This is a genomic window from Streptomyces sp. NBC_00102, assembly GCF_026343115.1.
In the GTDB taxonomy this organism is placed as follows: domain Bacteria; phylum Actinomycetota; class Actinomycetes; order Streptomycetales; family Streptomycetaceae; genus Streptomyces.
The window spans coordinates 5456841-5478883 of record NZ_JAPEMC010000001.1 but is presented as its reverse complement, the minus strand read 5'-3'; the positions used below and the strand labels follow the sequence as shown (position 1 = coordinate 5478883).

The 22043-nt window shown below is 72.0% G+C and carries 15 protein-coding genes; 5 read left to right on the top strand and 10 right to left on the bottom strand.

Annotation, left to right across the window (positions count from 1 at the left end):
* Nucleotides 1-67 precede the first annotated feature (67 nt).
* The 3 genes from OHA55_RS24480 to OHA55_RS24470 all read right to left on the bottom strand — a co-directional run bounded on the left by OHA55_RS24480 (nucleotide 68) and on the right by OHA55_RS24470 (nucleotide 4478).
* Nucleotides 68-865, bottom strand: coding sequence for a hypothetical protein (locus tag OHA55_RS24480; RefSeq protein ID WP_266709777.1), 798 nt, complete (start codon nucleotides 863-865; stop codon nucleotides 68-70).
* 276 nt (nucleotides 866-1141) lie between these two features.
* A complete protein-coding gene (gene aroA, locus OHA55_RS24475) occupies nucleotides 1142-2389 on the bottom strand; it encodes a 3-phosphoshikimate 1-carboxyvinyltransferase (protein ID WP_266709775.1) in 1248 nt (415 codons plus the stop codon).
* Nucleotides 2390-2468: 79 nt separating this feature from the next.
* Entirely contained in the window at nucleotides 2469-4478 is a 2010-nt protein-coding gene (locus tag OHA55_RS24470) for an acyl-CoA dehydrogenase family protein (RefSeq protein WP_266709773.1), read from the bottom strand.
* A gap of 321 nt (nucleotides 4479-4799) precedes the next feature.
* Here OHA55_RS24470 and OHA55_RS24465 point away from each other — a divergent pair, with 321 nt between their 5' ends.
* Nucleotides 4800-5390, top strand: coding sequence for a GNAT family N-acetyltransferase (locus OHA55_RS24465; protein WP_266709771.1), 591 nt, complete (start codon nucleotides 4800-4802; stop codon nucleotides 5388-5390).
* Nucleotides 5391-5486: 96 nt separating this feature from the next.
* On the opposite strand, the gene OHA55_RS24460 is transcribed toward OHA55_RS24465, so the two are convergent.
* The 3 genes from OHA55_RS24460 to OHA55_RS24450 form a co-directional block, all read right to left on the bottom strand.
* The gene (locus OHA55_RS24460) at nucleotides 5487-6932 is read right to left on the bottom strand and encodes an aldehyde dehydrogenase family protein (RefSeq protein WP_266709769.1); all 1446 of its coding nucleotides are present in this window, start codon (nucleotides 6930-6932) and stop codon (nucleotides 5487-5489) included.
* 230 nt (nucleotides 6933-7162) lie between these two features.
* Complete coding sequence (locus OHA55_RS24455; protein ID WP_266709767.1) at nucleotides 7163-8773, bottom strand: PucR family transcriptional regulator; 1611 nt, start codon at nucleotides 8771-8773, stop codon at nucleotides 7163-7165.
* A 240-nt stretch (nucleotides 8774-9013) separates the two neighbouring features.
* Entirely contained in the window at nucleotides 9014-11395 is a 2382-nt protein-coding gene (locus tag OHA55_RS24450) for an ATP/GTP-binding protein (RefSeq protein ID WP_266709765.1), read from the bottom strand.
* A gap of 349 nt (nucleotides 11396-11744) precedes the next feature.
* Here OHA55_RS24450 and gabT point away from each other — a divergent pair, with 349 nt between their 5' ends.
* Nucleotides 11745-13085, top strand: a complete 1341-nt coding sequence (gabT, locus tag OHA55_RS24445; RefSeq protein ID WP_266709763.1) for a 4-aminobutyrate--2-oxoglutarate transaminase — start codon at nucleotides 11745-11747, stop codon at nucleotides 13083-13085.
* 149 nt (nucleotides 13086-13234) lie between these two features.
* On the top strand, nucleotides 13235-14125 hold the full coding sequence (locus OHA55_RS24440) for a phosphatase PAP2 family protein (RefSeq protein ID WP_266709761.1): 891 nt from the start codon (nucleotides 13235-13237) through the stop codon (nucleotides 14123-14125).
* Here OHA55_RS24440 and OHA55_RS24435 read toward each other — a convergent pair.
* From OHA55_RS24435 to OHA55_RS24425, 3 genes are all read right to left on the bottom strand, one after another.
* Nucleotides 14113-15942, bottom strand: a complete 1830-nt coding sequence (locus tag OHA55_RS24435) for a chitinase (protein ID WP_266709759.1) — start codon at nucleotides 15940-15942, stop codon at nucleotides 14113-14115. The two genes, OHA55_RS24440 and OHA55_RS24435, sit on opposite strands and share 13 nt — an antisense overlap.
* A 135-nt stretch (nucleotides 15943-16077) precedes the next feature.
* On the bottom strand, nucleotides 16078-16560 hold the full coding sequence (locus OHA55_RS24430) for a hypothetical protein (protein WP_266709757.1): 483 nt from the start codon (nucleotides 16558-16560) through the stop codon (nucleotides 16078-16080).
* Between the two features lie 155 nt (nucleotides 16561-16715).
* Nucleotides 16716-17807, bottom strand: a complete 1092-nt coding sequence (locus OHA55_RS24425; protein ID WP_266709755.1) for an IS630 family transposase — start codon at nucleotides 17805-17807, stop codon at nucleotides 16716-16718.
* 111 nt (nucleotides 17808-17918) lie between these two features.
* On the opposite strand from OHA55_RS24425, the gene OHA55_RS24420 reads away from it, so the two are divergent.
* A complete protein-coding gene (locus OHA55_RS24420; protein WP_266703021.1) occupies nucleotides 17919-19184 on the top strand; it encodes an IS701 family transposase in 1266 nt (421 codons plus the stop codon).
* Nucleotides 19185-19342: 158 nt separating this feature from the next.
* A complete protein-coding gene (locus tag OHA55_RS24415; protein ID WP_266709755.1) occupies nucleotides 19343-20434 on the top strand; it encodes an IS630 family transposase in 1092 nt (363 codons plus the stop codon).
* A gap of 181 nt (nucleotides 20435-20615) precedes the next feature.
* On the opposite strand, the gene OHA55_RS24410 is transcribed toward OHA55_RS24415, so the two are convergent.
* The gene (locus OHA55_RS24410; RefSeq protein ID WP_266709753.1) at nucleotides 20616-22031 is read right to left on the bottom strand and encodes an FAD-binding oxidoreductase; all 1416 of its coding nucleotides are present in this window, start codon (nucleotides 22029-22031) and stop codon (nucleotides 20616-20618) included.
* Nucleotides 22032-22043: the final 12 nt, after the last annotated feature.

Sequence of the window (22043 nt, the reverse complement as noted above, 5' to 3'; positions counted from 1 at the left end):
CATTGTTGCCGCTCCCGCTGTGCGCGAGGACAGGGCGTCCCGGGTCGTACGGTCCCGGGGCGCGGGTTCAGCTCCGCGCGGCCCGGAATTTCTCCCACTGCGCGGTCATGACCTCCTGCGGCACGCCGCCGAAGTCGTCGGTGCCCAGCAGGTCGGCGTGGAACTCCAGGGTGGTGGAGCCGGAGCGCACCACGGTCAGGTACTTGTGGAGCTTCAGCTTCCCCTTCACGTCGAGGACGGTGAAGTGGTAGGCCTTCGCGTCGTCGGCGTCCGCGGCGAAGGCGGGCACCGCGACGGGCTCGGCCGAGAGGTACTTCCCCTTCGCGAGCAGCCGTTCCTCGGTGAAGCCGGAGGCGCATCGGGTTCCGGCCGTGTCGAGCGCCGCCATCACGGCCGCGGCGTTCCCGTCCGCGTACGAGCGCAAGGTGACCTCGACGTCGACGCCGGGTTCCTGGCTCGTGGAGACCTTGCGCACCACCTGCGCGACGGGGTCCGGACCGCCCGTCCCGGCCGCGAGGGTGACGAAGGGCCGGCAGACCTCCGGGTCGGCCGTGTAGTCGTCACGCATCGGGGGGTCGATGATCGGCTCCGCCGCCGAGTAGGACCCCACCGTCTCGCCGTCCGCGAAGGCGATCTCCGTCAGCTCTCCTTCGGTGGCGGCCCGGGTGCCGACCGCGTCGGCCGGCGCGGCGGTGGCCGATGCCCCGGTTTTCCCGCCGCCCGCCGGTGCTCCGGCCTTCCCGTCCTCGTCCTGCCCGCCTCCGCAGGCGGTCGTCCCCGCCAGCAACAGTGCCGCTGCGGCCCCGGCCGCGAGCGCTCCTCGCCACCGCGCGCCCCGCACGTCGCTGTTCCTCGTCCTCGACACCCCTCTGACCCTCCCCCTCGGGATTCCCCACGCGATCGTGATCATGACACGGTGCCGTTCCTGCCGCGCGGGGATTTCCGCCCGGCGCACGTGGGCGCCGGGCGGAACCAAAGGGCTGTCCCGTAATCCGTGGTGGATCAGTGCGCGGCGTCGGATGCGGTGCAGCGCAAGGCGAGGAGCGTCCGCAAATTGGATGTATGTGGACGTTCCGACAACGCGGCGAGGTGCCGTAGCTGTCGTCGCGCACCCACCAGGGATTGCGGGACAGCCCTCAGGTCAGCCGGCCTGCGGAACCAAGCCCTTCGAGAACTCCGCGAACACCTGGTGGAAGTCCGGGAAGGTCTTGCGCACGCAGCCCGGGTCGTCGTACGTGGTACCGGGGTTGCGCAGCGCGGCGACCGCGAAGGACATGACGATGCGGTGGTCGCCGTGGGTGGTGATCTCGACGGGGCGCGGGGTCCCGGGGTGGATCTCGATCCAGTCGGGTCCGGTGTGCACGGTGATGCCCATGGCGCGGAGGTTCTCGGCGCAGGCTTCCAGACGGTCGCACTCCTTGACCCGGGTGTTGGCGACGTCCTCGATCCGAACAGGCCCGTCGGCGTACGGGGCGAGGGCGGCGAGCGTCGGCATGGTGTCGGAGATGTCGCGCATGTTGACGGTGATGCCGCGCAGACCGCCGTCGGAGCGGACGGTGGTGGCGTCCTCGGTGATCGTCACGTCGGCGCCCATCCGCCGCAGTACGTCGACGAAGCGGAGGTCGCCCTGGAGGGCGTTCACGCCGAGGCCGGGGACGGTGACCTCGCCGCCGGTGAGGGCGGCGGCCGCGAAGAAGTAACTTGCGGTCGAGGCGTCCGGTTCGACGGCGTAGGTGGTGGCGCGGTAGCCGCCGGGCGGCACGGTGAAGGTGTTCCCCTCGCGGACGACCTCGACCCCGAAGTCCCGCATCATCGCGAGCGTGATCCCGATGTAGGGCGCCGAGACCAGCTCGGTGACGTCGATCGTCAGGCCGCCGGCCGTCAGCGGACCGAGCATCAGCAGGGCGGTGAGGTACTGCGAGGACTCCCCCGCGTCCAGGGTGATCCGGCCGCCCTCGATGCCGGCGGCGTGCACCCGCAGCGGGTGGTGGCCGTCCGCCCCGTCGTGGCGCAGGTCGACGCCGAGGTCGCGCAGCGCCCGGCTGAGCGGGGCGAGCGGGCGGCGCCGCATCTGCGCGGAGGCGTCGAAGCGGTACGTACCGGAGGACGCGGCGGAGACGAGGGTGGGCAGGAAGCGGGCCGTGGTCGCGCCGTCGCGGCAGTAGACGTCGGCGTCGGTGACGCCGGGTCCTGCGGGGCGCCCCTCGATGTGCCAGCGGTCCGGCTCCTCGGTGACCGCGTAGCCGAGGCAGGTGAGGCCCTCGGTGAACCCCTCGGTGTCGTCCGAACGGAGCGGGTGCAGGAGGGTGGTGGTGCCGTCCGCCGCCGCCGCGAGGAAGAGGGCGCGGGCGGTGACGGACTTGGAGCCGGGAATCTGGATGACGGTCACGGCGGGTCATTTTGCCGTGTCCGCGCGCGGGGAGCGGGGCGCGTCCAGCGGGTGGACGCGCCCCGGGTGGCCGCCCGGCTCAGTTGTAGGGGCGGCGGGCGTTCTCGCCCCGGGCCGGGCCGGGGGTGGCGTCCGCGATCCAGGGGCCGTCCCCGCTCGGGTCGATGACCCCCTCCTCCAGCCAGGTGTACGCGCCCGCGAGGACCCGGTCGACCACCCGCCGGTCCAGGTTGTCGGTGTTGGCCCAGAGGCGCCCGAAGAGTTCCTCCGTCCTGAGTGTGGCCTGCCGGCAGAAGGCGTCCGCGAGCTGGTACGCCTCGCGGCCGTGCTCGCCCTGACCGCGCAGGAGTTCGGCGCGGACGCAGGCGGCGCTCATCGCGAAGAGCTCGGCGCCGATGTCGACGGTCCGGCCCAGGAACCCCTGCTTGGTCTCCATCCGGCCCTGCCAGCGCGACATCGCGTAGAAGGTGGAGCGGGCCAGCCGGCGGGCGGCGCGCTCGGCGTACCGCAGGTGGTGGGAGAGGTCGGGGTGTCCGGCGGGCCGGAACTCCGGGTACGAGCCGGGCAGCTGGCCGGGTCCGGCGACCAGCTTCGGCAGCCAGCGGGCGTAGAACCCGGCCGCCGCCGCGCCGGCCCTGGCCTTGTCGGCGAGCGGCTTCTCGGGGTCGATGAGGTCGCCGGCCACCTTGAGGTGGGCGTCGACCGCCTCGCGGGCGATCAGCAGGTGCATGATCTCCGTCGATCCCTCGAAGATGCGGTTGATCCGCATGTCACGGAGCATCTGCTCGGCGGGGACGGCGCGTTCGCCGCGGGCGGCGAGCGAGTCGGCGGTCTCGAAGCCGCGTCCGCCCCGGATCTGCACGAGTTCGTCGGCGATCCGCCAGCCCATCTCGGAGCCGTACAGCTTGGCGAGCGCGGCCTCGATCCGGATGTCGTTGCGGTCCTCGTCGGCCATCTGGGAGGCGAGGTCGACCACGGCCTCCAGCGCGAAGGTGGTGGCGGCGATGAAGGAGATCTTCGCGCCGACCGCCTCGTGCCGGGCGACGGGCCTCCCCCACTGCTCGCGTACGGCCGACCATTCGCGGGCGATCTTCAGGGACCACTTGCCGACTCCGACGCACATGGCCGGGAGCGAGAGCCGGCCGGTGTTGAGGGTGGTCAGCGCGATCTTGAGCCCGGCGCCCTCGGGGCCGATACGGTGAGCGGCGGGCACCCGTACGCCGTGGAAGCGGGTGACGCCGTTCTCGATGCCGCGCAGCCCCATGAAGGCGTTGCGGTGCTCCACGGTGATGCCCGGCGAGTCCGCCTCGACCACGAACGCCGTGATGCCGCCCGGGTGGTCCGGGCCCTCGGGCACCCGGGCCATGACGACCAGCAGGTCGGCGACGACCCCGTTGGTGGTCCAGAGCTTCACGCCGTCCAGGACGTAGTCGTCGCCGTCCGGCACGGCGGTGGTGGCGAGCCGGGCGGGGTCGGAGCCGACGTCGGGTTCGGTGAGCAGGAACGCCGAGATGTCGGTACTGGCGAGCCGGGGCAGGAAGGTGTCCTTCTGCTCCTGGGTGCCGAACATCTTCAGCGGCTGCGGTACGCCGATCGACTGGTGGGCCGAGAGCAGCGCGCCGATCGCCGGGCTGGCGGAGCCGGCCAGGGCGAGGGCCCGGTTGTAGTAGACCTGCGTGAGGCCGAGGCCGCCGTATTTCGGGTCGATCTTCATGCCGAGCGCGCCGAGTTTCTTCAGCCCGGCGATCACCTCGTCGGGGATGCGGGCCTCGCGTTCGATGAGGGCGCCGTCGACGTGGGAGAGGCAGAACGCGCGCAGCCGGGAGAGGAACTCCTCGCCGCGCCGGACGTCCTCCCCGGCGGGCAGCGGGTGCGGGTGGATCAGGTCGAGGCGGAGCCGGCCGAGGAAGAGTTCCTTGGCGAAGCTGGGCCGGTGCCAGTCCTGTTCGCGGGCGTCCTCGGCGACCCGGCGCGCCTCGCGCTCGGTCACCTTCGCCGCCGGCGGGTGGGCCCGGGCGGGGCCGGAGGCTCTGGCGGTGCCGGCCTCGTCGGGGTGCTCGGGAAGGTCCTGCGCCTGCGGTGCGGACATGGGGGCTCACCTCTCCGCGGGGCGGATCGGGGGACGGCCTGACGGCGGGTGACCGGCTCCGCGCCCGCGGGGTTGCGACCGGTGGCACACGTCCGTATCTACCCGATTCATCCCACCCCCACCACCGCAGCGGCGGGCGCCCGGGGCCGGAACGCCGACTTGCCGGAGGCCGGGCCGGGCGGTGCCCGGTGCGTGCGATCGCGAGGCGGAGGGTCGCCCTCGCACGGGGCGTGCGAGGGCGATTCCGACGACGCGGCAAGCGTGCGGGCCGGACGCCACCCGGCAGACGGCAGTTCGACGACCCGTTCCTAGGATGTGGCCGTGAACACAGAGACACTCCTCGGGAGCACCGTCCGGTTGGAGCCGCTCTCGGCCGGTCACGCCGAAGCCCTGCTGGTCTCGGCGTCCGACCCGGACGTGTGGCGGTGGATGCCGCGGCAGCGCCCGGAGACCACGGCGCAGATGCACGACATGCTCGGCGGGATGATCGCGGACACCACCCGCCGGTGCTTCGCCGTACGGCGCCTCGCCGACGGCGCGGTGATCGGCTCGACCAGCCTGTACGACCTCGATACGGACCAGGGCCGCGCCGAGGTCGGCGCGACCTGGTTCGACCGTTCCTGCTGGGGAGGCCCCTACAACACCGAGTCCAAGCTCCTGATCTTCGGCCACGCCTTCGACGACCTGGGTGTCATCCGGCTCGCCCTGCGTACCGATCACCTCAACGTGCGCTCCCAGCGCGCCATGGAACGGCTCGGCCTGGTGTGCGAGGGGACGCTGCGCAGCCACATGCGGCGGCCGGACGGCTCCCGCCGCGACTCGGTGTACTACAGCCTGCTGGCGGACGAGTGGCCCGCCGCGCGCGAGCGGCTGGCCGACCGGGTCGCGGCCAAGACGGCGCCCCTGGGGTGACCGGGTCCCGGGCGCACGCAGCCCCGGGACCGGAACGCCGACGGCCGGAGCCCCCGCACAGTGGGCTCCGGCCGTGGTGACGCGTCAGGACACCGTCTACAGGGCGAGGCCGGTCAGGACCAGCACGCGCTCGTAGGTGTAGTCGTCCATCGCGAAGCGGACGCCCTCGCGGCCGACGCCGGACTGCTTGGCGCCGCCGTACGGCATCTGGTCGGCGCGGTACGAGGGGACGTCGCCGATGATCACGCCACCGACCTCCAGGGCGCGGTGGGCGCGGAAGGCGGCCTGCAGGTCGTGCGTGAAGACGCCCGCCTGGAGGCCGTACTTCGAGGAGTTGACGGCCGCGAACGCCTCCGCCTCGCCGTCCACCTTCTGGATCGACATGACCGGTCCGAAGACCTCCTCGCAGGCGAGGGTGGTCGAGTCGGGCAGGCCGGCGAGAACGGTCGGCGCGTAGGTGGCGCCGTCACGCGTGCCGCCCGTGAGGAGCTGGGCGCCCGCGCGGACCGCCTCGTCGACCCAGGACTCGACGCGCTCGGCCGCGTCCTCGCTGACGAGCGGGCCGACGTCGGTGGCGTCGTCTGAGGGGTCACCGGTGACCAGGGCCTCGGTGGCGGCGACGATCTTCGGGACCAGGCGGTCGTGGAGCGAGGCGTCGACGATGACCCGCTGCACCGAGATGCAGGACTGGCCGCCCTGGTAGTTGGAGAAGGTCGCGATGCGGGTCGCCGCCCAGTCCAGGTCCTCCTCGGAGGCGTAGTCGCCGAGAACGACGGCCGCACCGTTGCCGCCGAGCTCCAGGGTGCAGTGCTTGCGCGGCACCGACTCCATGATCGAGTAGCCGACCGGGCCGGAGCCGGTGAAGGAGATCACCGGCAGCCGCTCGTCCTGGACGAGGGCGGGCATCCGGTCGTTGGGGACGGTCAGCACGGACCAGGAGCCCGCCGGCAGGTCGGTCTCGGCCAGCAGCTCGCCGAGGATCAGCGAGGAGATCGGGGTGGCCGGGGCGGGCTTGAGGATGATCGGGGCGCCGACGGCAATGGCCGGGGCGACCTTGTGGGCGCTCAGGTTGAGCGGGAAGTTGAACGGCGCGATACCGAGCACCGTGCCCCGCGGAAAGCGGCGGGTGAGACCGAGGCGTCCGGTGCCGCCCGCGTCGGTGTCCAGCCGCTGGGAGTCGCCGCCGTTGTAGCGCCGGGCCTCCTCGGCCGCGAACCGGAAGACGGAGACGGCACGGCCGACCTCGCCGCGGGCCCACTTGATCGGCTTGCCGTTCTCGGCGGAGATCAGCCGGGCGATCTCCTCGGTGCGCTCCACGAGGCGGCGTACGACGTGGTCGAGCGCGGCGACCCGGACGTGCGCGGGGGTCGCGGCGAACTCCTCGCGGACGGCGTGCGCGGCAGCAACGGCCTCCTCGATCTGCGCGTCGGTCGGCACGCTGACGGTGCCGACGAGCCGTCCGTCCCACGGGTTGGTGACGGCGAAGCTGTCCTCGCCGGTGGCCTGACGGCCGGCCAGCCAGAAGGCGTGGGTGGAAGTCATGGAGGTCCGGCCCTTCGGAGGTCGTGTGGTGCGTGTGATGCCCGTCGCGTGACGTGCGGGGATGGTGGGGCGGCTGCCCGTCGTCGCGGTGCCGCCGGACACCACCCGCCCCACGGTAGAGCGGAGCCCGGCCCGCGAGGCTTGTCCGTGGTGGAGCAGGCGGCACGGGCGGGGCGCCTAATTGTCGAAGGCGGGGCGGACCGGGCACCCGGTCCACCCCGCCGCGTCCCTCAGTCCTCCGCCGTCGGCGAGGATGTCGCCTTCAGGGCCAGCCAGAGTTCCATCCGGGCGTCCGGGTCGTCGAGCGAGCGTCCGAGGATCTCCTCCACCCGCCGCATGCGGTACCGCAGGGTGTGCCGGTGCACGCCGAGGTCGGCGGCGGCGGCGTCCCACTGGCCGTGCCGGGAGAGCCAGGCGCGCAGTGACGCCACCAGATCGCCCCGGCCCTTGGCGTCGTGCTCGCGCAGGGCGCGGAGCATGCCGTCCGCGAAGGCGCGCACCGCGTCGTCGGCGAGGAGCGGCAGCACCGATCCGGCCGCCAGCTCCTCGTGCTCCACCAGGGCCCTGCCCCGACGGCGGGCGACCGAAAGGGCCTGCTCGGCCTGCTTGTACGCGGCGGAGACCGCTATCGGCCCGGCGGGGGCGGAGAGCCCGACCACGAGGTGCGCCCCTTCCGCGCCCTTGTCGCGTGCCGGGCGGGCGTCCTGCGCCTCGGCCCAGTCGGCGCACGCGGCGACCGCCGCGCCCCCGTCCACGGCCAGCACCACCAGCCGCCCGCCCTCGGGGACCGCCAGCAGCGGTTCACCGGACCGGGTGGCCGCCGTGTCCAGGGCCTCGGCGAGGGCGTCCACCACGGCGGCCCCGGGGCCGCCCGCCGCACCCGTCCCCGCACCCGCCCCGGCCGCCGGCTCCGCGATCAGCAGCCGGAACGGGGCGTCGAAGAGCCCGCCGTAGAGGTCTCCCGCGACGGCCCGCGCGTGGTCGGGCTCGCCGGAGAGCAGCATCCGCAGCACCGCGGCGCCGAGCCGCTGCTCGGCGCTGTGCAGCGCCCGGGAACGGGCCGTGGAGAGGGTGAGCAGGGCGACGGCCGAGTTGACTGCGTACCGCTCGGCGGTGCCCAGGGCCGCACCCGTACCGACGGCGAGCGCGCCGCGGGCCCGGCGGCCGGTGCCCAGGGTCTGGAGTTCGACCCGGTCCTCCGCGGAGCCCACCACGGCGCTGGCCGGTGCGGGCCGGTCGCGCAGCCGGGCCACGTCCGGGGTGAGCCGGGCGGCCCGGCGGGCGGCCCACTCGGGCGCCGCCGCGACGACCGCGCCGGAGGTGTCGTACAGGGCGGCCCAGCCGTCGACGTGGGCGGCGAGGCGGGTCAGCAGCGGAACGGGCCCCTCGGAGGAGAGCGCGGACCTGGTCAGCTCCCGCTGGGCCTCGAACCCGGCGGTGACCGCCCGGTACTGGTCGGCCGCGATGGCGGCGGAGACCGCCTTGCTGATGGCGATGAACGGAGTCGGCCGGGGCACCTCCAGGAGCGGCATCCCCGCCTCCTCGGCCGCGTCCACGAGAGCCGCGGGGACGCTCTCGTGCACGACGCCCACGGCGAAGCCGAGTCCGGCGACCCCCGCGGCGGTCAGTCGCCGCACGTAGCGGCGCATCTCCTCCGGGTTCTCGGCGTCGAGGTTGGCGGCGGTCACCAGCAGCAGCTCACCGCCGTCCATGTACGGAACGGGGTCGGTGAGCTCGCTGGCGTGGGCCCAGCGCACCGGGGTGTCGAGCCGGTCCGCCGCCGCGCGCACGCGGAGCTTGAGGGCGGTGTGCTGGACGAGGGAGGCGAGTGTGGGGGGCATGGGACGAAAACCCTCGGGGTCGAGTGGGGCGAGTCGGGCCGAGCCGTCGCAGCCGGCCCGGTTCGGCCGACGTCGCACTGCGCCGTCCTGTACGAACGGGCACCTCCGATTGTGCCAGGGCGGCACATTCGCCACGCCGCCCCGGCCGGACCGCCTCACTCCGCCCGGCCGACCCGTCCACTCACGCACTCACGCGGCTCACGCACTCACGCGGCTCACGCACTCACGCGGCTCACGCCCTCATCCGCCGAGCTCCACCAGGAGCGGCGGGGTGCGCTCACCCACGACGTTGGTCAGGGAGACCACCGCGTGGCCGGCCGGGACCGCGTACGCCAGCTCGGAGGCCGACCAGCGCTCCCGCTCGACCCGGCGCACGGTCACCGCGTCACGGGTCACCGCCTTCCCGGTCACCAGCTTGCGCAGCGCGTGCAGGGCGCGGGTGACGCTCTGGTCGGCGAAGACCGCGTGCTGGGCGACCTCCCGGGTCTCCATCCACTCCTTGCCCCACGCCTCCGAGAAGCGCTTCCCGTCCCAGGTGGTGACCCCGGCGAAGGCCATGCCGCAGCCGACCGCGCCCAGCAGCGCGGTGTGCAGCCGCTCGGGGACGTCGTCGACGGTACGCAGGGTGAGCAGCACGCCCGCGTTGACGGAGCGGAGCCGGCGGATGCCGCGCACCGTCTCGTCGGTGACGGCACGCGTCGCGTCGTCCAGGACGAGGCCGAGGAAGAGGGTGCGGTCCTGGCGCGCGGCGGCGACGGCGGTGAACTGCGCGAGGACCAGCCGGGCGAGCAGCCGGGACGCCTCCGCGTGCGCGCGTTCGGGCAGGTCGATACGGACCCGCAGCGGCAGCCGCTCCATCGATCGCAGGGAGAACGGCGCGGCGTCGGGGCCGGTGGCGAAGGAGTCGGCGAGCGCGGGCCGGTCGAGCAGGGCGAGCCGGTCGGCCAGGACCGGGCCGGGGTCGCCGGCTCCGCCGGACTGCCGGCTCCGGGCGTCGAGCTCCCGCAGCATCGCCCGGTGGCCGCCGGCTTCCGTGGCCTCCCGGAGCGCGTCGAGCGAGGCGGGGTGGCCGTCGAGGAGTGCCCGCAGCTCCGGCACGGCCGGGAAGACCCCGTACACCGCCCGGTACGGGCCGAGCAGCTGGGCCAGCACGGTGACGGCACGGCGTACGTCGACCGTCTCCACGTCCCCGACGAGCCCCTCGGCCAGCACCGCCGCCGCCTCGTCGGGATCGGTGGTGCCGCCGTACAGGTCGAGCCCGTGGGTGGCGCCGTGACCGCCGATCGTCACGACCACGTCGTACAGGTCGTCCGGCCCCAGGTCGGTGCCGCCCCCGCCCACCGCGAGCACGGCGGCCCGTCCGGCGAGCGCCTGGAGGGCGAGGCACTCGACGACCGGGAGCACCAGCCGGGCCGATTTGCCGCTCCCGTGGGGCCCGACCGCCAGCAGCGAGGTGCCGAGCAGGGCGGTCTCCAGGGCGACGCCGGACCCGCGCCGGGCGTACGGGTTGTGCGGGTCGGCGGAGCAGCGGCCGATGCGGACCTGCCCCGTGAGCAGGTCGTGGACGGCGGCGCGGGACGGCAGGTCGCGGCGGCCGGAGGGGTGCAGGAAGGCGGCTCCGCCCTTGGTCAGCACGGAGTGGGTGAAGGGGGCGAGGGTGTCGGGCCGTTGCCGTGCCACGGTCCACGCCTGCCGGAGCCGGGCGCAGTCCACGTCGTTCATCCGTCCGGCCCGGACCTCGGCGGTGAGCGTCTCGGCGGCCTCGGTCTGCCCGGCCGCCCGGAGTTCGGGCCAGCGGGCCGGGGAGCGCTCGGGGTCGGCCGCACCGGGCCCGTCGGGCGTGCCGTCCGCCGCGGGGGCGGACTCCCGCCGGCCGGTCAGCAGGTCGCGCCAGCCGCCGAGGACGACGAAGGGCGCGAGTACGGCGAGGGTGATCGCGGCGTAGATCCAGTTGGAGGCGGCCTGGCTCTGGAGGAACCGCCCGCCCGCGAAGGACACCACGAGGGCGAGCACCGGCTTCGCGACCGGGATCGCGTCCTTCCACACCAGGAGCTGCGCGAAGCCGGCGAGTCCGAGCACGGTCACCGCGCGGAAGGGCTGTCCGCGTTCGGCGACGTACCGGCGGAACACCTCGGCCCAGTTGCCGAGCCGGCCGCAGCCGTAGAGGAGGAGGCCGAAGACGATTCCCTGGTAGACGTCGTAGGCCCGCCGGCCTTCCATGGTGGCGGGGCTGTTGGTGCCCGCGTACCACCAGTCGCCCGGGGTGAACGCCCTCAGGGGCAGCAGGCGGTAGGGGAGGTAGCCGTTGCGCCAGAGCGACCAGATCAGGATGCCGGCGAGTACGGAGATCAGGGCGCCGGTGAGCAGCTGGCGGCCTTCGGCCTCCTCGGTCTTCTCGGGGGGCGGCGGCCGGTGGCCGTACCGCCAGACGCCGGGCTCCTCGGCCGGGCGCGGCACGCTCAGCCAGACGTCGACCGGGGGCGCCGGCACCGCCGAGGGGGCGTTGCGGGGGCGGGGCGGGACCGGACCGGAGGGGGGCGGTGCGGCAGGCGGCGATCCCGCGGGGTGCGGCACCCGCCCCGACCGCGTGTCCCGAGCACCGTACGTGCCGTCGTTCTCCATGAACCGTTCCCCCCTGACCAGCCAGGTCCGTCCGCTGCCCCGGCCAATCTAGTGGGCGGGGGCGGGGAGTTCAGCAAAGGCGCCCGGATGGCGACCGTCGTCGCGCGGGTTTTTCCCGGGCCCGCCGGGTACGCGTGCACGGGGGCCGGGGCACGGTACGCCCGTCCCGCCGCTTCCTCGCTCCCCGTCCTCCCCTTGTCCGTGTCCTTGTCCGCTCCTTGTCCGCCGCGGACAAGGACACGCCCCCACCACTCCCGATCGGAGCATGACCGGCCCCCGGCCACGCCCCTAGCCTGCAGACAGCAGAAGCGTCCACACCCCCACACCCGCACCACCCCAGGAGCCCCTCATGTCCGCTGTCCCGCAGGAGCGCCGCGTCGTCACCGCGATCCCCGGCCCGAAGTCGGTGGAGCTGCAGGCCCGCCGCGTCGCCACGGTCGCCGCCGGCGTGGGCTCCACGCTGCCCGTCTTCGCCGCGCGCGCCGGTGGCGGGATCATCGAGGACGTGGACGGCAACCGTCTGATCGACTTCGGCTCCGGCATCGCCGTGACGTCCGTGGGCGCCTCCGCCGAGGCCGTCGTGCGCCGCGCGTCCGCGCAGCTCGCCGACTTCACCCACACCTGCTTCATGGTGACGCCGTACGAGGGTTACGTGGAGGTCTGCGAGCAGCTCGCCGACCTCACCCCCGGCGACCACGCCAAGAAGTCCGCCCTCTTCAACTCGGGCGCCGAGGCCGTCGAGAACGCGGTGAAGATCGCCCGCGCGTACACCAAGCGCACCGCGGTCGTCGTCTTCGACCACGGCTACCACGGCCGGACCAACCTCACGATGGCGCTGACGGCGAAGAACATGCCGTACAAGCAGGGCTTCGGCCCGTTCGCCCCCGAGGTCTACCGCGTCCCGGTCGCGTACGGCTACCGCTGGCCGACGGGTCCCGAGAACGCCGGTGCCGAGGCGTCCGCGCAGGCCATCGACGAGATCACCAAGCAGATCGGCGCGGAGAACGTCGCGGCGATCATCATCGAGCCGGTGCTCGGCGAGGGCGGCTTCATCGAGCCGGCCAAGGGTTTCCTGCCGGCCATCGCGCAGTTCGCGAAGGACAACGGGATCGTCTTCGTCGCCGACGAGATCCAGTCCGGCTTCTGCCGCACCGGCCAGTGGTTCGCCTGCGAGGACGAGGGCATCGTCCCCGACCTCATCACCACCGCCAAGGGCATCGCGGGCGGTCTGCCGCTCTCCGCCGTGACGGGCCGCGCCGAGATCATGGACGCCGCGCACGCCGGTGGCCTGGGCGGCACCTACGGCGGCAACCCGGTCGCCTGCGCCGGTGCGCTCGGCGCGATCGAGACGATGCGCGAGCTGGACCTGAACGGGAAGGCCAAGCGCATCGAGGAGGTCATGAAGGACCGCCTCTCCGCGATGCGGGACAAGCTGCCGAACGGCGACATCATCGGTGACATCCGCGGTCGCGGCGCCATGATCGCGATCGAGCTGGTGAAGTCCGGCTCGAAGGAGCCGGACGCCCAGGCCGCGGGCACGCTGGCGAAGGCGTGCCACGCCGAGGGGCTGCTGGTGCTGACCTGCGGTACGTACGGCAACGTGTTGCGCTTCCTGCCGCCGCTTGTCATCGGCGAGGATCTGCTCAACGAGGGCCTGGACATCATCGAACAGTCCTTCGCCGCTCTCTGACCCGTACGAACGCGAGTCCCCTGCGGAGAGCCGTTTCCCGGGGGATTCGCGGCATGGGAGTGAGGGCCTGTGAAGAAGGTGTGCGAGGGCGATGGCGGGAACACGTTCCGTCTGTCCCCGGGGCCCCGTCTGCCGTACGGTTTCGGCAGATGAGAGAAACACCCCGTCCGCAGGGGACTGCGGACAGCACCGGGCCGGGGCTTCCCCGGCACCTGCCCGGTGGCGCGTTCGCGCGCATCACCGGAGCCTCCGGCTCCGGAACTCCTCACCGATCGGACGGCCGCCCGCCCCACACCCCCCGGGGCGCGCGGCGGACCGATCCGGCCGGCCGTCCCGGAACAACCCCCCCTGTTCCCCGGCGGCCGGCCTTCCTCTTTTCCACGTTCCCCAGGTTCCCCAGGCTCTCGTGGTTCTCGTGGACCTGCCTGATGGCGGTCCTCTTCGCCCTGACCACCTGGCAGGTGGCGGTGGCCGGCCCGTTGCTGCGGCTCGACGAGCGCGTCGGCGAGAACCTCATCGGCCACGGCCCCGCCGGGGTCGCCCAGGTCTTCTCCGACCTCGGCGGGATGCCGGTCGCCCTGCCGGTCCTCGCCTGCGTGCTGCTGTACGCGCTGTGGCGGGGCGCCCGGGGCACCGTGCTGATCGCGGCGCTGACCATGGTGGCGGTGCCGCTGGTGGTCGTACCGATGAAGGTGTGGATCGACCGGCGGGGGCCGCTGGTGCCGTACACCGGCTACTACCCGTCCGGCCATACGGCGACCGCCGCTGTGGCGTACGGGGCATCGGCCCTGCTCCTCATGGCGTACACCCCGCGACGCTGGATGGCGCCCGTCGCCGCCGCCCTGCTGACGGCGGCGACGGGCGCCGGTCTGATGCTGCGGGGCTACCACTGGCCGCTCGACGTGCTCGGCAGCCTGTGGCTGAGCGGTCTGCTGCTCGTCCCGCTGTGGTGCGCCCGGCACTGGACCGGGCGCAGGGGCGCCGACGGCGTCCCGGCCGGGGACGGGCCCGCGGCCGGGAGTCCGGATCAGCCGAAGTAGGCGTCGAAGTTCCGGGCGAACTCACCGTTGTTGAAGCGGTCCCAGTTGATCGACCAGGTCATCAGGCCGCGCAGTCCGGGCCAGGTCCCGTGGGTCTGGTAGGTCCCGCAGTCGGTCTTCTTCGTCAGGCAGTTCAGCGCCTTGGTGACCTCGGCGGGGGTGGTGTACCCGTTGCCGGCCTGGGTGGAGGCGGGCAGGCCGATCGCGATCTGGTCGGGCCGCAGCGCCGGGAAGAACTTCGTCTGGTCGCCGGCCACCGGGAAGCCGGTGAGCATCATGTCGGTCATGGCGATGTGGAAGTCGGCGCCGCCCATCGAGTGGTACTGGTTGTCCAGGCCCATGATGGAGCCCGAGTTGTAGTCCTGGACGTGCAGCAGGGTGAGGTCGTCGCGCAGGGCGTGGATCACCGGCAGGTAGGCGCCGGCACGCGGGTCCTGGCCGCCCCAGGGGCCCGATCCGTAGTACTGGTAGCCGAGCTGGACGAAGAAGGTCTCCGGCGCCATGGTGAGCACGAAGCCGGCGCCGTACTTGGCCTTGAGGGTCTTCACGGCCGCGATCAGGTTGACGATGGCGGGCGTGGTGGGTGAACGGAAGTCGGTGTCACCGGTGTTCAGCGAGAGGGAGTGCCCCTCGAAGTCGATGTCCAGGCCGTTCAGCCCGTAGGTGTCGATGATCTTGGACACCGAGGTGACGAAGGCGTCCCGGGCCGCGGTGGTGGAGAGCTGGACCTGGCCGTTCTGGCCGCCGATCGAGATCAGCACCTTCTTGCCGGCCGCCTGCTTGGCGGCGATGGCCGCCTTGAACTCGGCCTCCGACTCGACGTTCGGGCACTCGGTGACCGGGCAGAGCGAGAAGCGGATGTCGCCCGAGGTGACGGAGGTCGGCTCGCCGAAGGCGAGGTTGATGACGTCCCAGGAGGCGGGTACGTCGGCCATCCGGGTGTAGCCGGAGCCGTTGGCGAAGCTGGAGTGGAGGTAGCCGACGAGCGCGTGGTCGGGCAGCCCCGCGTTGTTGCCGCCGCCGGTGGAGCCGGTGGCGGCGGTCGTGGCGGTGACCGCGGCGGACTTCGCGGACTCACCGGCCGAGTTGGTGGCGGTGACCTGGAAGCTGTACGCGGTGGAGGCGGTGAGGCCGGTCACCGTGGTGGAGGTGCCGGTGACCGTGGCGACCTTCGTACCGCCCCGGTAGACCTGGTAGCCGGTGGCGCCGGAGGAGGCCGTCCAGGAGAGCGGTACCGAGGTGGCGGTGGGGGTGCCGGCCGTCAGCCCGGTCGGGGCGGCGGGCACGGTGACCGGGGCGCCGCCGGGGCCGACCAGGCTCAGGTCGTCCACGTAGTAGGCGGAGGTGCCGTACCAGCCGTGGGTCCAGACGTTGACCGAGGTGGTGGCGGAGCCGGTGGTGAAGGTGGTGGTCAGTTGCTTCCACGCGCCGGAGGACTGCGTCCAGGTGGAGACGTCCGTGGTGCCGGTGCCGGTCGCGCCGAGGTAGACGTAGTCGCCCTGGACCCAGGCGCTCAGCGTGTACGTGGAGCCCGGCTTCACCGTGACGGTCTGGGCGCAGTTGGCGTAGTCGCTGCCGGCCGGGGTGGCCTTCAGCGCGGCGGTGCCGCCGTGCACGGGGGTGCTGACGACGGCTCCGCTCCCGGCCGAGCAGGTCCAGTCGGTCAGGCCCGACTCGAAGCCGCCGTTACGCGCGAGATCGGTGTCGGCGGCGGTGGCCGTCGGGGCCAGGGCGGCGAGGGTTCCGGCCGCCAGCAGGCTCGCCGAGAAGACGGCCAGAGCTCTGGTGAATCGGGCAGGACATCGTCTGCGTTCCACAACTGCCTCCGAACGAGGGGGGAATGGGGCGGCGCGCACAACATGGTCCAGACCAATCGAGTTGTCAAGACCACTGGCATCGCGACCCGATGCCCCACCCCGTCCCCCCTCGCCCCTCCCGCGCGCTCCGCCGGCTCATCGCCCCAGGTCACCGCCTTCCGCGTACCGTTCACGGGCCGCCACGACGGCCGCCGCCTCGTGCATCGCGAGTTCCAGCACGACGGGGTCGGTGAGCGTCCCCGACCCGTCGGGCGGCACCAGCCAGCGCACTCCCCCGACCGGCCGCCCCGGGTGCGGCACCACGATCCAGGTACCGGCCCCCAGCCCCCGCACCCCCGTGCCGATCCACCGCGCGGCGGTGCCCGGCGGCACGAAGAAGCCCATCCGGGCGTCGCCGAAGTCGGCCAGCACCGGGCCGGGCCTGTCGAGCAGACGGGTGAGCACGTCGAGCGTCGGATGGCCCAGCCTCGCGGACAGCACCAGCACGTCCCAGCGCCTGCCGGTGGGCAGGAGCACCATGCCCCGAAGGCCGCGCTCCCACTCCCACGAGCAGGCATCCGGGTCCGGTGCCGCCGATGCCAGCCAGTCGGCCGCCGCCTTCTCCACCGCACCACGCATGGCCGGCCTCCCTCTCCCATCGGCTCCGGCACGGGATGTGACGGAGCGTCCGGAAGGGAGAGCGCGGTGGGCGCGGATCGTGACGCGGGTTTCGCTACCTGTCGGTAGTGAGCTGGGTCACAACTGCGTTCCCGCAGGTCATCGGGTCGGTGGAGCTAGTCTTCCGAGTCAGGAATTCTGCTCAGATATGAGGCGAGGCGTTCGAGGATCTCGTCCGCGGTCTTGGTCCAGACGTAGGGTTTAGGGTCGGTGTTCCAGGCTGCGATCCAGGTTCGGATGTCCTGCTCCAGGGCCTGGACCGTCTTGTGGACGCCTCGCCGTATCTGTTTGTTCGTCAGCTCGGCAAACCATCGCTCCACCAGGTTGAGCCAGGACGACCCGGTCGGGGTGAAGTGCAGGTGAAACCGGGGGTGGGCCAGCAGCCAGGTCTTGATGGCCGGGGTCTTGTGGGTGGCGTAGTTGTCCAGCACCAAGTGAACCTCGAGGCCGTCCGGCACTTCCCGTTCGAGCTTGATGAGGAACTTCTTGAACTCCTCGGCCCGGTGGCGCCTGTGCAGGGAACCGATCACCTTGCCGGTGGCGACCTCCAGGGCGGCGAACAGCGTGGTGGTGCCTGCGCGGACGTAGTCGTGTGTGACGCGTTGCGGCACTCCGGGCATCATCGGCAGCACCGGCTGAGAGCGGTCCAAGGCCTGGATCTGCGACTTTTCGTCCACGCAGAAGACCAGGGCCCGCTCGGGCGGGTCCAGATAGAGACCGACGACATCGTGGACCTTGTCGACGAAGTACGGATCCGTCGACAGCTTGAAGGTCTCCGAGCGGTGCGGCTGCAGACCGAACGCCCGCCAGACCCGTGACACCGTCGACTGCGACAGACCCGTCTGCTTCGCCATCGACCGCGTCGACCAGTGCGTCGCGTTCTTCGGGACGGACTCCAGGGTCCTGGCAATCAGCGCGGCTACCTGTTCGTCGGTGACCGACCTTGGACCACCCGAGCGAGGCATGTCGCCCAGGCCGGCGATCCGGTGCTCGACGAACCTCGCCCGCCAGCGGCCCACCGCATGCGGAGTCGAGTCGAGCCGGGCCGCGACGTCCTTGTTCGAAGCACCCTCCGCGCAAGCCAGGATGATCCGGCACCTCAGAGCCCATGCCTGCGGCGTGGAGCGACGCCGCACCCATCCCTCGAGCGCAGCCCGTTCATCATCAGACAGGATCAACTCGGCCTTCGGCCGCCCAGTACGCGCCACAGACCAAGCCTATACATCTGAACAGAATTCCTGACTCAGAAGACTAGTAGGGCTTGGTCAGGTTGATTGTGGCGGTGCGTGTCTTTGTGTTCGGTGTCGCGTTGGAAGGGTGTGACTCCGGACGAGATTGCGGCTTTGCGTGGTGAGTTGGAGGATTTCGCGGCGGAGGTTTTTGAGCCGTTCGCGAGGAACGATCAGCGTCGGTGGGGGCAGGTCTATCTGCGGGGCCTGCTCATGGACGGGCGGCGCAAGTCGGTCGAGCCGATGGCCGCCCGGCTGGGCGAGGACGGGAACCGTCAGGCACTGGCCCACTTCATCACCACCAGCCCGTGGGATCCCGCACACGTGAGAGCCAAGCTGGCCTGGAGGATGGAACAGGCGATCCGGCCCACCGCGCTGGTCTTCGACGACACCGGGTTCCTCAAGGACGGCAGTGCCTCGGCGTGCGTGTCACGGCAGTACACCGGAACCGCCGGGAAGGTCACCAACTGCCAGGTCGGCGTCTCCCTGCACATGGCCTGTGACCATGCTTCGGCGGCGGTGGACTGGCGGCTGTTCCTGCCCGAGACCTGGGCGCCCGGATCCGTGAAGGCGGACCCGGACAAGGTCGCCCGCCGCACCGCCTGCGGCATCCCCGACGACATCGGGCACGTGGAGAAATGGCAGCTCGCGCTCGACATGCTCGACGAGACCCGCTCATGGGGCATCGAGGTCCCGCTGGCTGTCGCGGATGCCGGATACGGCGACGCCGCGGCCTTCCGCCTCGGCCTCCAGGCCCGCGGGCTCAACTACGTGGTGGGCATCTCGACCACCATGTCGGCCCACCCCGGCCACGCCGCACCGGTGACCGAACCGTACTCCGGGAACGGACGCCCACCGGTCGCGAAGTACCCCGACAAGCCACAGTCCGTGAAACACCTGGTCGTAGCCGCCGGACGCAGAGCGGCGAAGCCGGTGCAATGGCGTGAGGGATCCCGGCCCGGCAGTGGCCGCAGCGGCTTCAAGCGGATGTACTCACGCTTCGTGGCCCTGCGGATCCGGCCTGCCGGACGCGAGGTCCGCCAGGCCGCCGACGGCCCGGAACTGCCCGAGTGCTGGCTCCTGGCCGAGTGGCCGGCCGGCAGGGAAGAACCTGTTCAGTTCTGGCTCTCCGACCTCCCGGCCGACACCCCGCTGACCACCCTGGTCCGCCTCGCCAAACTCCGCTGGCGCATCGAACACGACTACCGCGAGATGAAACAGGCCCTGGGCCTGGCCCACTTCGAGGGCCGCACCTGGAGTGGCTGGCACCATCACGTCACCCTCGTCTCCGTCGCGCACGCCTTCTGCACCCTGCAACGACTGGCCAGAGCCCCAAAAGACACGGCGCCGGCCTGAGCCTCTACCGAGTCGTCCGCGAGCTACAGATACTCCTCGCGACCTGGACCGGCGCCTGCCCCACCTGCCACCGCGACATACCCACAGCCGCACCGACCTGACCAAGCCCTACTAGTCTTCTGAGTCAGGAATTCTGTTCAGATGTATAGGCTTGGTCTGTGGCGCGTACTGGGCGGCCGAAGGCCGAGTTGATCCTGTCTGATGATGAACGGGCTGCGCTCGAGGGATGGGTGCGGCGTCGCTCCACGCCGCAGGCATGGGCTCTGAGGTGCCGGATCATCCTGGCTTGCGCGGAGGGTGCTTCGAACAAGGACGTCGCGGCCCGGCTCGACTCGACTCCGCATGCGGTGGGCCGCTGGCGGGCGAGGTTCGTCGAGCACCGGATCGCCGGCCTGGGCGACATGCCTCGCTCGGGTGGTCCAAGGTCGGTCACCGACGAACAGGTAGCCGCGCTGATTGCCAGGACCCTGGAGTCCGTCCCGAAGAACGCGACGCACTGGTCGACGCGGTCGATGGCGAAGCAGACGGGTCTGTCGCAGTCGACGGTGTCACGGGTCTGGCGGGCGTTCGGTCTGCAGCCGCACCGCTCGGAGACCTTCAAGCTGTCGACGGATCCGTACTTCGTCGACAAGGTCCACGATGTCGTCGGTCTCTATCTGGACCCGCCCGAGCGGGCCCTGGTCTTCTGCGTGGACGAAAAGTCGCAGATCCAGGCCTTGGACCGCTCTCAGCCGGTGCTGCCGATGATGCCCGGAGTGCCGCAACGCGTCACACACGACTACGTCCGCGCAGGCACCACCACGCTGTTCGCCGCCCTGGAGGTCGCCACCGGCAAGGTGATCGGTTCCCTGCACAGGCGCCACCGGGCCGAGGAGTTCAAGAAGTTCCTCATCAAGCTCGAACGGGAAGTGCCGGACGGCCTCGAGGTTCACTTGGTGCTGGACAACTACGCCACCCACAAGACCCCGGCCATCAAGACCTGGCTGCTGGCCCACCCCCGGTTTCACCTGCACTTCACCCCGACCGGGTCGTCCTGGCTCAACCTGGTGGAGCGATGGTTTGCCGAGCTGACGAACAAACAGATACGGCGAGGCGTCCACAAGACGGTCCAGGCCCTGGAGCAGGACATCCGAACCTGGATCGCAGCCTGGAACACCGACCCTAAACCCTACGTCTGGACCAAGACCGCGGACGAGATCCTCGAACGCCTCGCCTCATATCTGAGCAGAATTCCTGACTCGGAAGACTAGGGCGTGTGTCGAAAGTGGCGCCGTCCGCCCGGAGGGCGCGTCTGGCGGCGTCTGGTGCGTGCGATCGCAAGGCGGAGGGTCGCCCCGATACTGGATGTATCGGGGTGATCCCGACAACGCGGCGAGCGTGCGTGCCAGGCACCGCCGGACAGGCGGGACTTTCGACACACGCCCTACGGGGTCAGCTGTCGAAGCCGAGGCCGAGCCGGTCCATGGTCCGCAGCCACAGATCGCGGTGGCCGCCGCGCCGGTCGGCCCGCGCGAGAGAGCGCTTGGTGAGGGAGATGCCGGCCCACGCGAACGGCTCCGGAGGAAAGGGCATCGGCTTGGTGCGGACCATTTCCAGCGCGGTTCTCGCGGTCTTCCGCCCGGACAGCAGATCGAGCATCACATCGGCCCCGAAACGGGTCGCCCCGACCCCCAGGCCGGTATATCCGGCCGCGTACGCGACCCGGCCCCGGTGGGCCGTTCCGTAAAAGGCGGAGAAACGCGAACAGGTGTCGATGGCACCGCCCCAGGCGTGACTGAACCGGACCCCGGAGAGCTGCGGAAAACACGCGAAGAACTGCTGTGCCAGGGTCAGGAACGTCTCGGGCCGCTGGTCGAGTCCGGTGCTGATCCGCCCGCCGTACGGATAGACGGCGTCGTAACCGCCCCACAGGACACGGTGGTCGGCGGTGATCCGGAAGTAGTGGAACTGGTGGGCGCTGCTGCCCAGCCCCTGCCGGTTGCGCCAGCCGATCGCGGCGAGCTGGCCGGCGTCCAGCGGCTCGGTCATCAGGGCGTAGTCGTAGACCGGCACGGTGTAGTGGCGGACCCTCCTGACGAGCGAGGGAAAGATGTTCGTGCCGAGCGCCACCTGCCGGGCGAAGACCCTGCCGTACGGGGTGCGCACCGTCATCCCGGTGCCGGTGCGGACCAGGTCGAGGCCGCGGGTGTGCTCGTAGACCCGTACGCCGAGTTCCCGGCAGGCCCGCTTCAGCCCCCAGGCGAGCCGGGCCGGGTGCAGCATGGCGACCCCGCGCCGGTCGAGCAGCCCGCCGAGGAAGGTGGGCGAGTCGACCTCCGCGCGCACCGCGTCCCGGTCCAGGAACTCAAGTCCTCCCAGGCCCAGTTCCTCGGTCTCCCGGTGCCAGGCGCGCAATTCGTCGAGCTGGTGAGGGGCGGTGGCGACGTCGATCTCGCCGGAGCGCTCGAAGTCGCAGTCGATGGAGTGGCGGGCGACGGTCTCCTCGATGGCGTCGAGGTTCTCGGCGCCCAGCCGCTCCAGCGTGCCGATCTCGCCGGGCCAGCGCTCCAGGCCGTTGGCGAGCCCGTGGGTGAGGGAGGCGGCGCAGAATCCGCCGTTGCGCCCCGAGGCGGCCCAGCCCACCTCTCCGCCCTCGATCAGGACGACTTCGCGTCCGGGGTCGCGCTCCTTGGCCCGGAGCGCCGTCCACAGACCGCTGTAACCGCCGCCGACGACGAGAAGGTCGCAGTGCTCGTCGCCGGCGAGGGCGGGCAGGGCGTCCGGCCTGCCGGGGTCGTCGAGCCAGTAGGAGACCGGCTTGGCGCCGGCGAGAGATTCTGCCGCACTACGCATGGCTGCTGGGGCCATGGCTTCCAACTC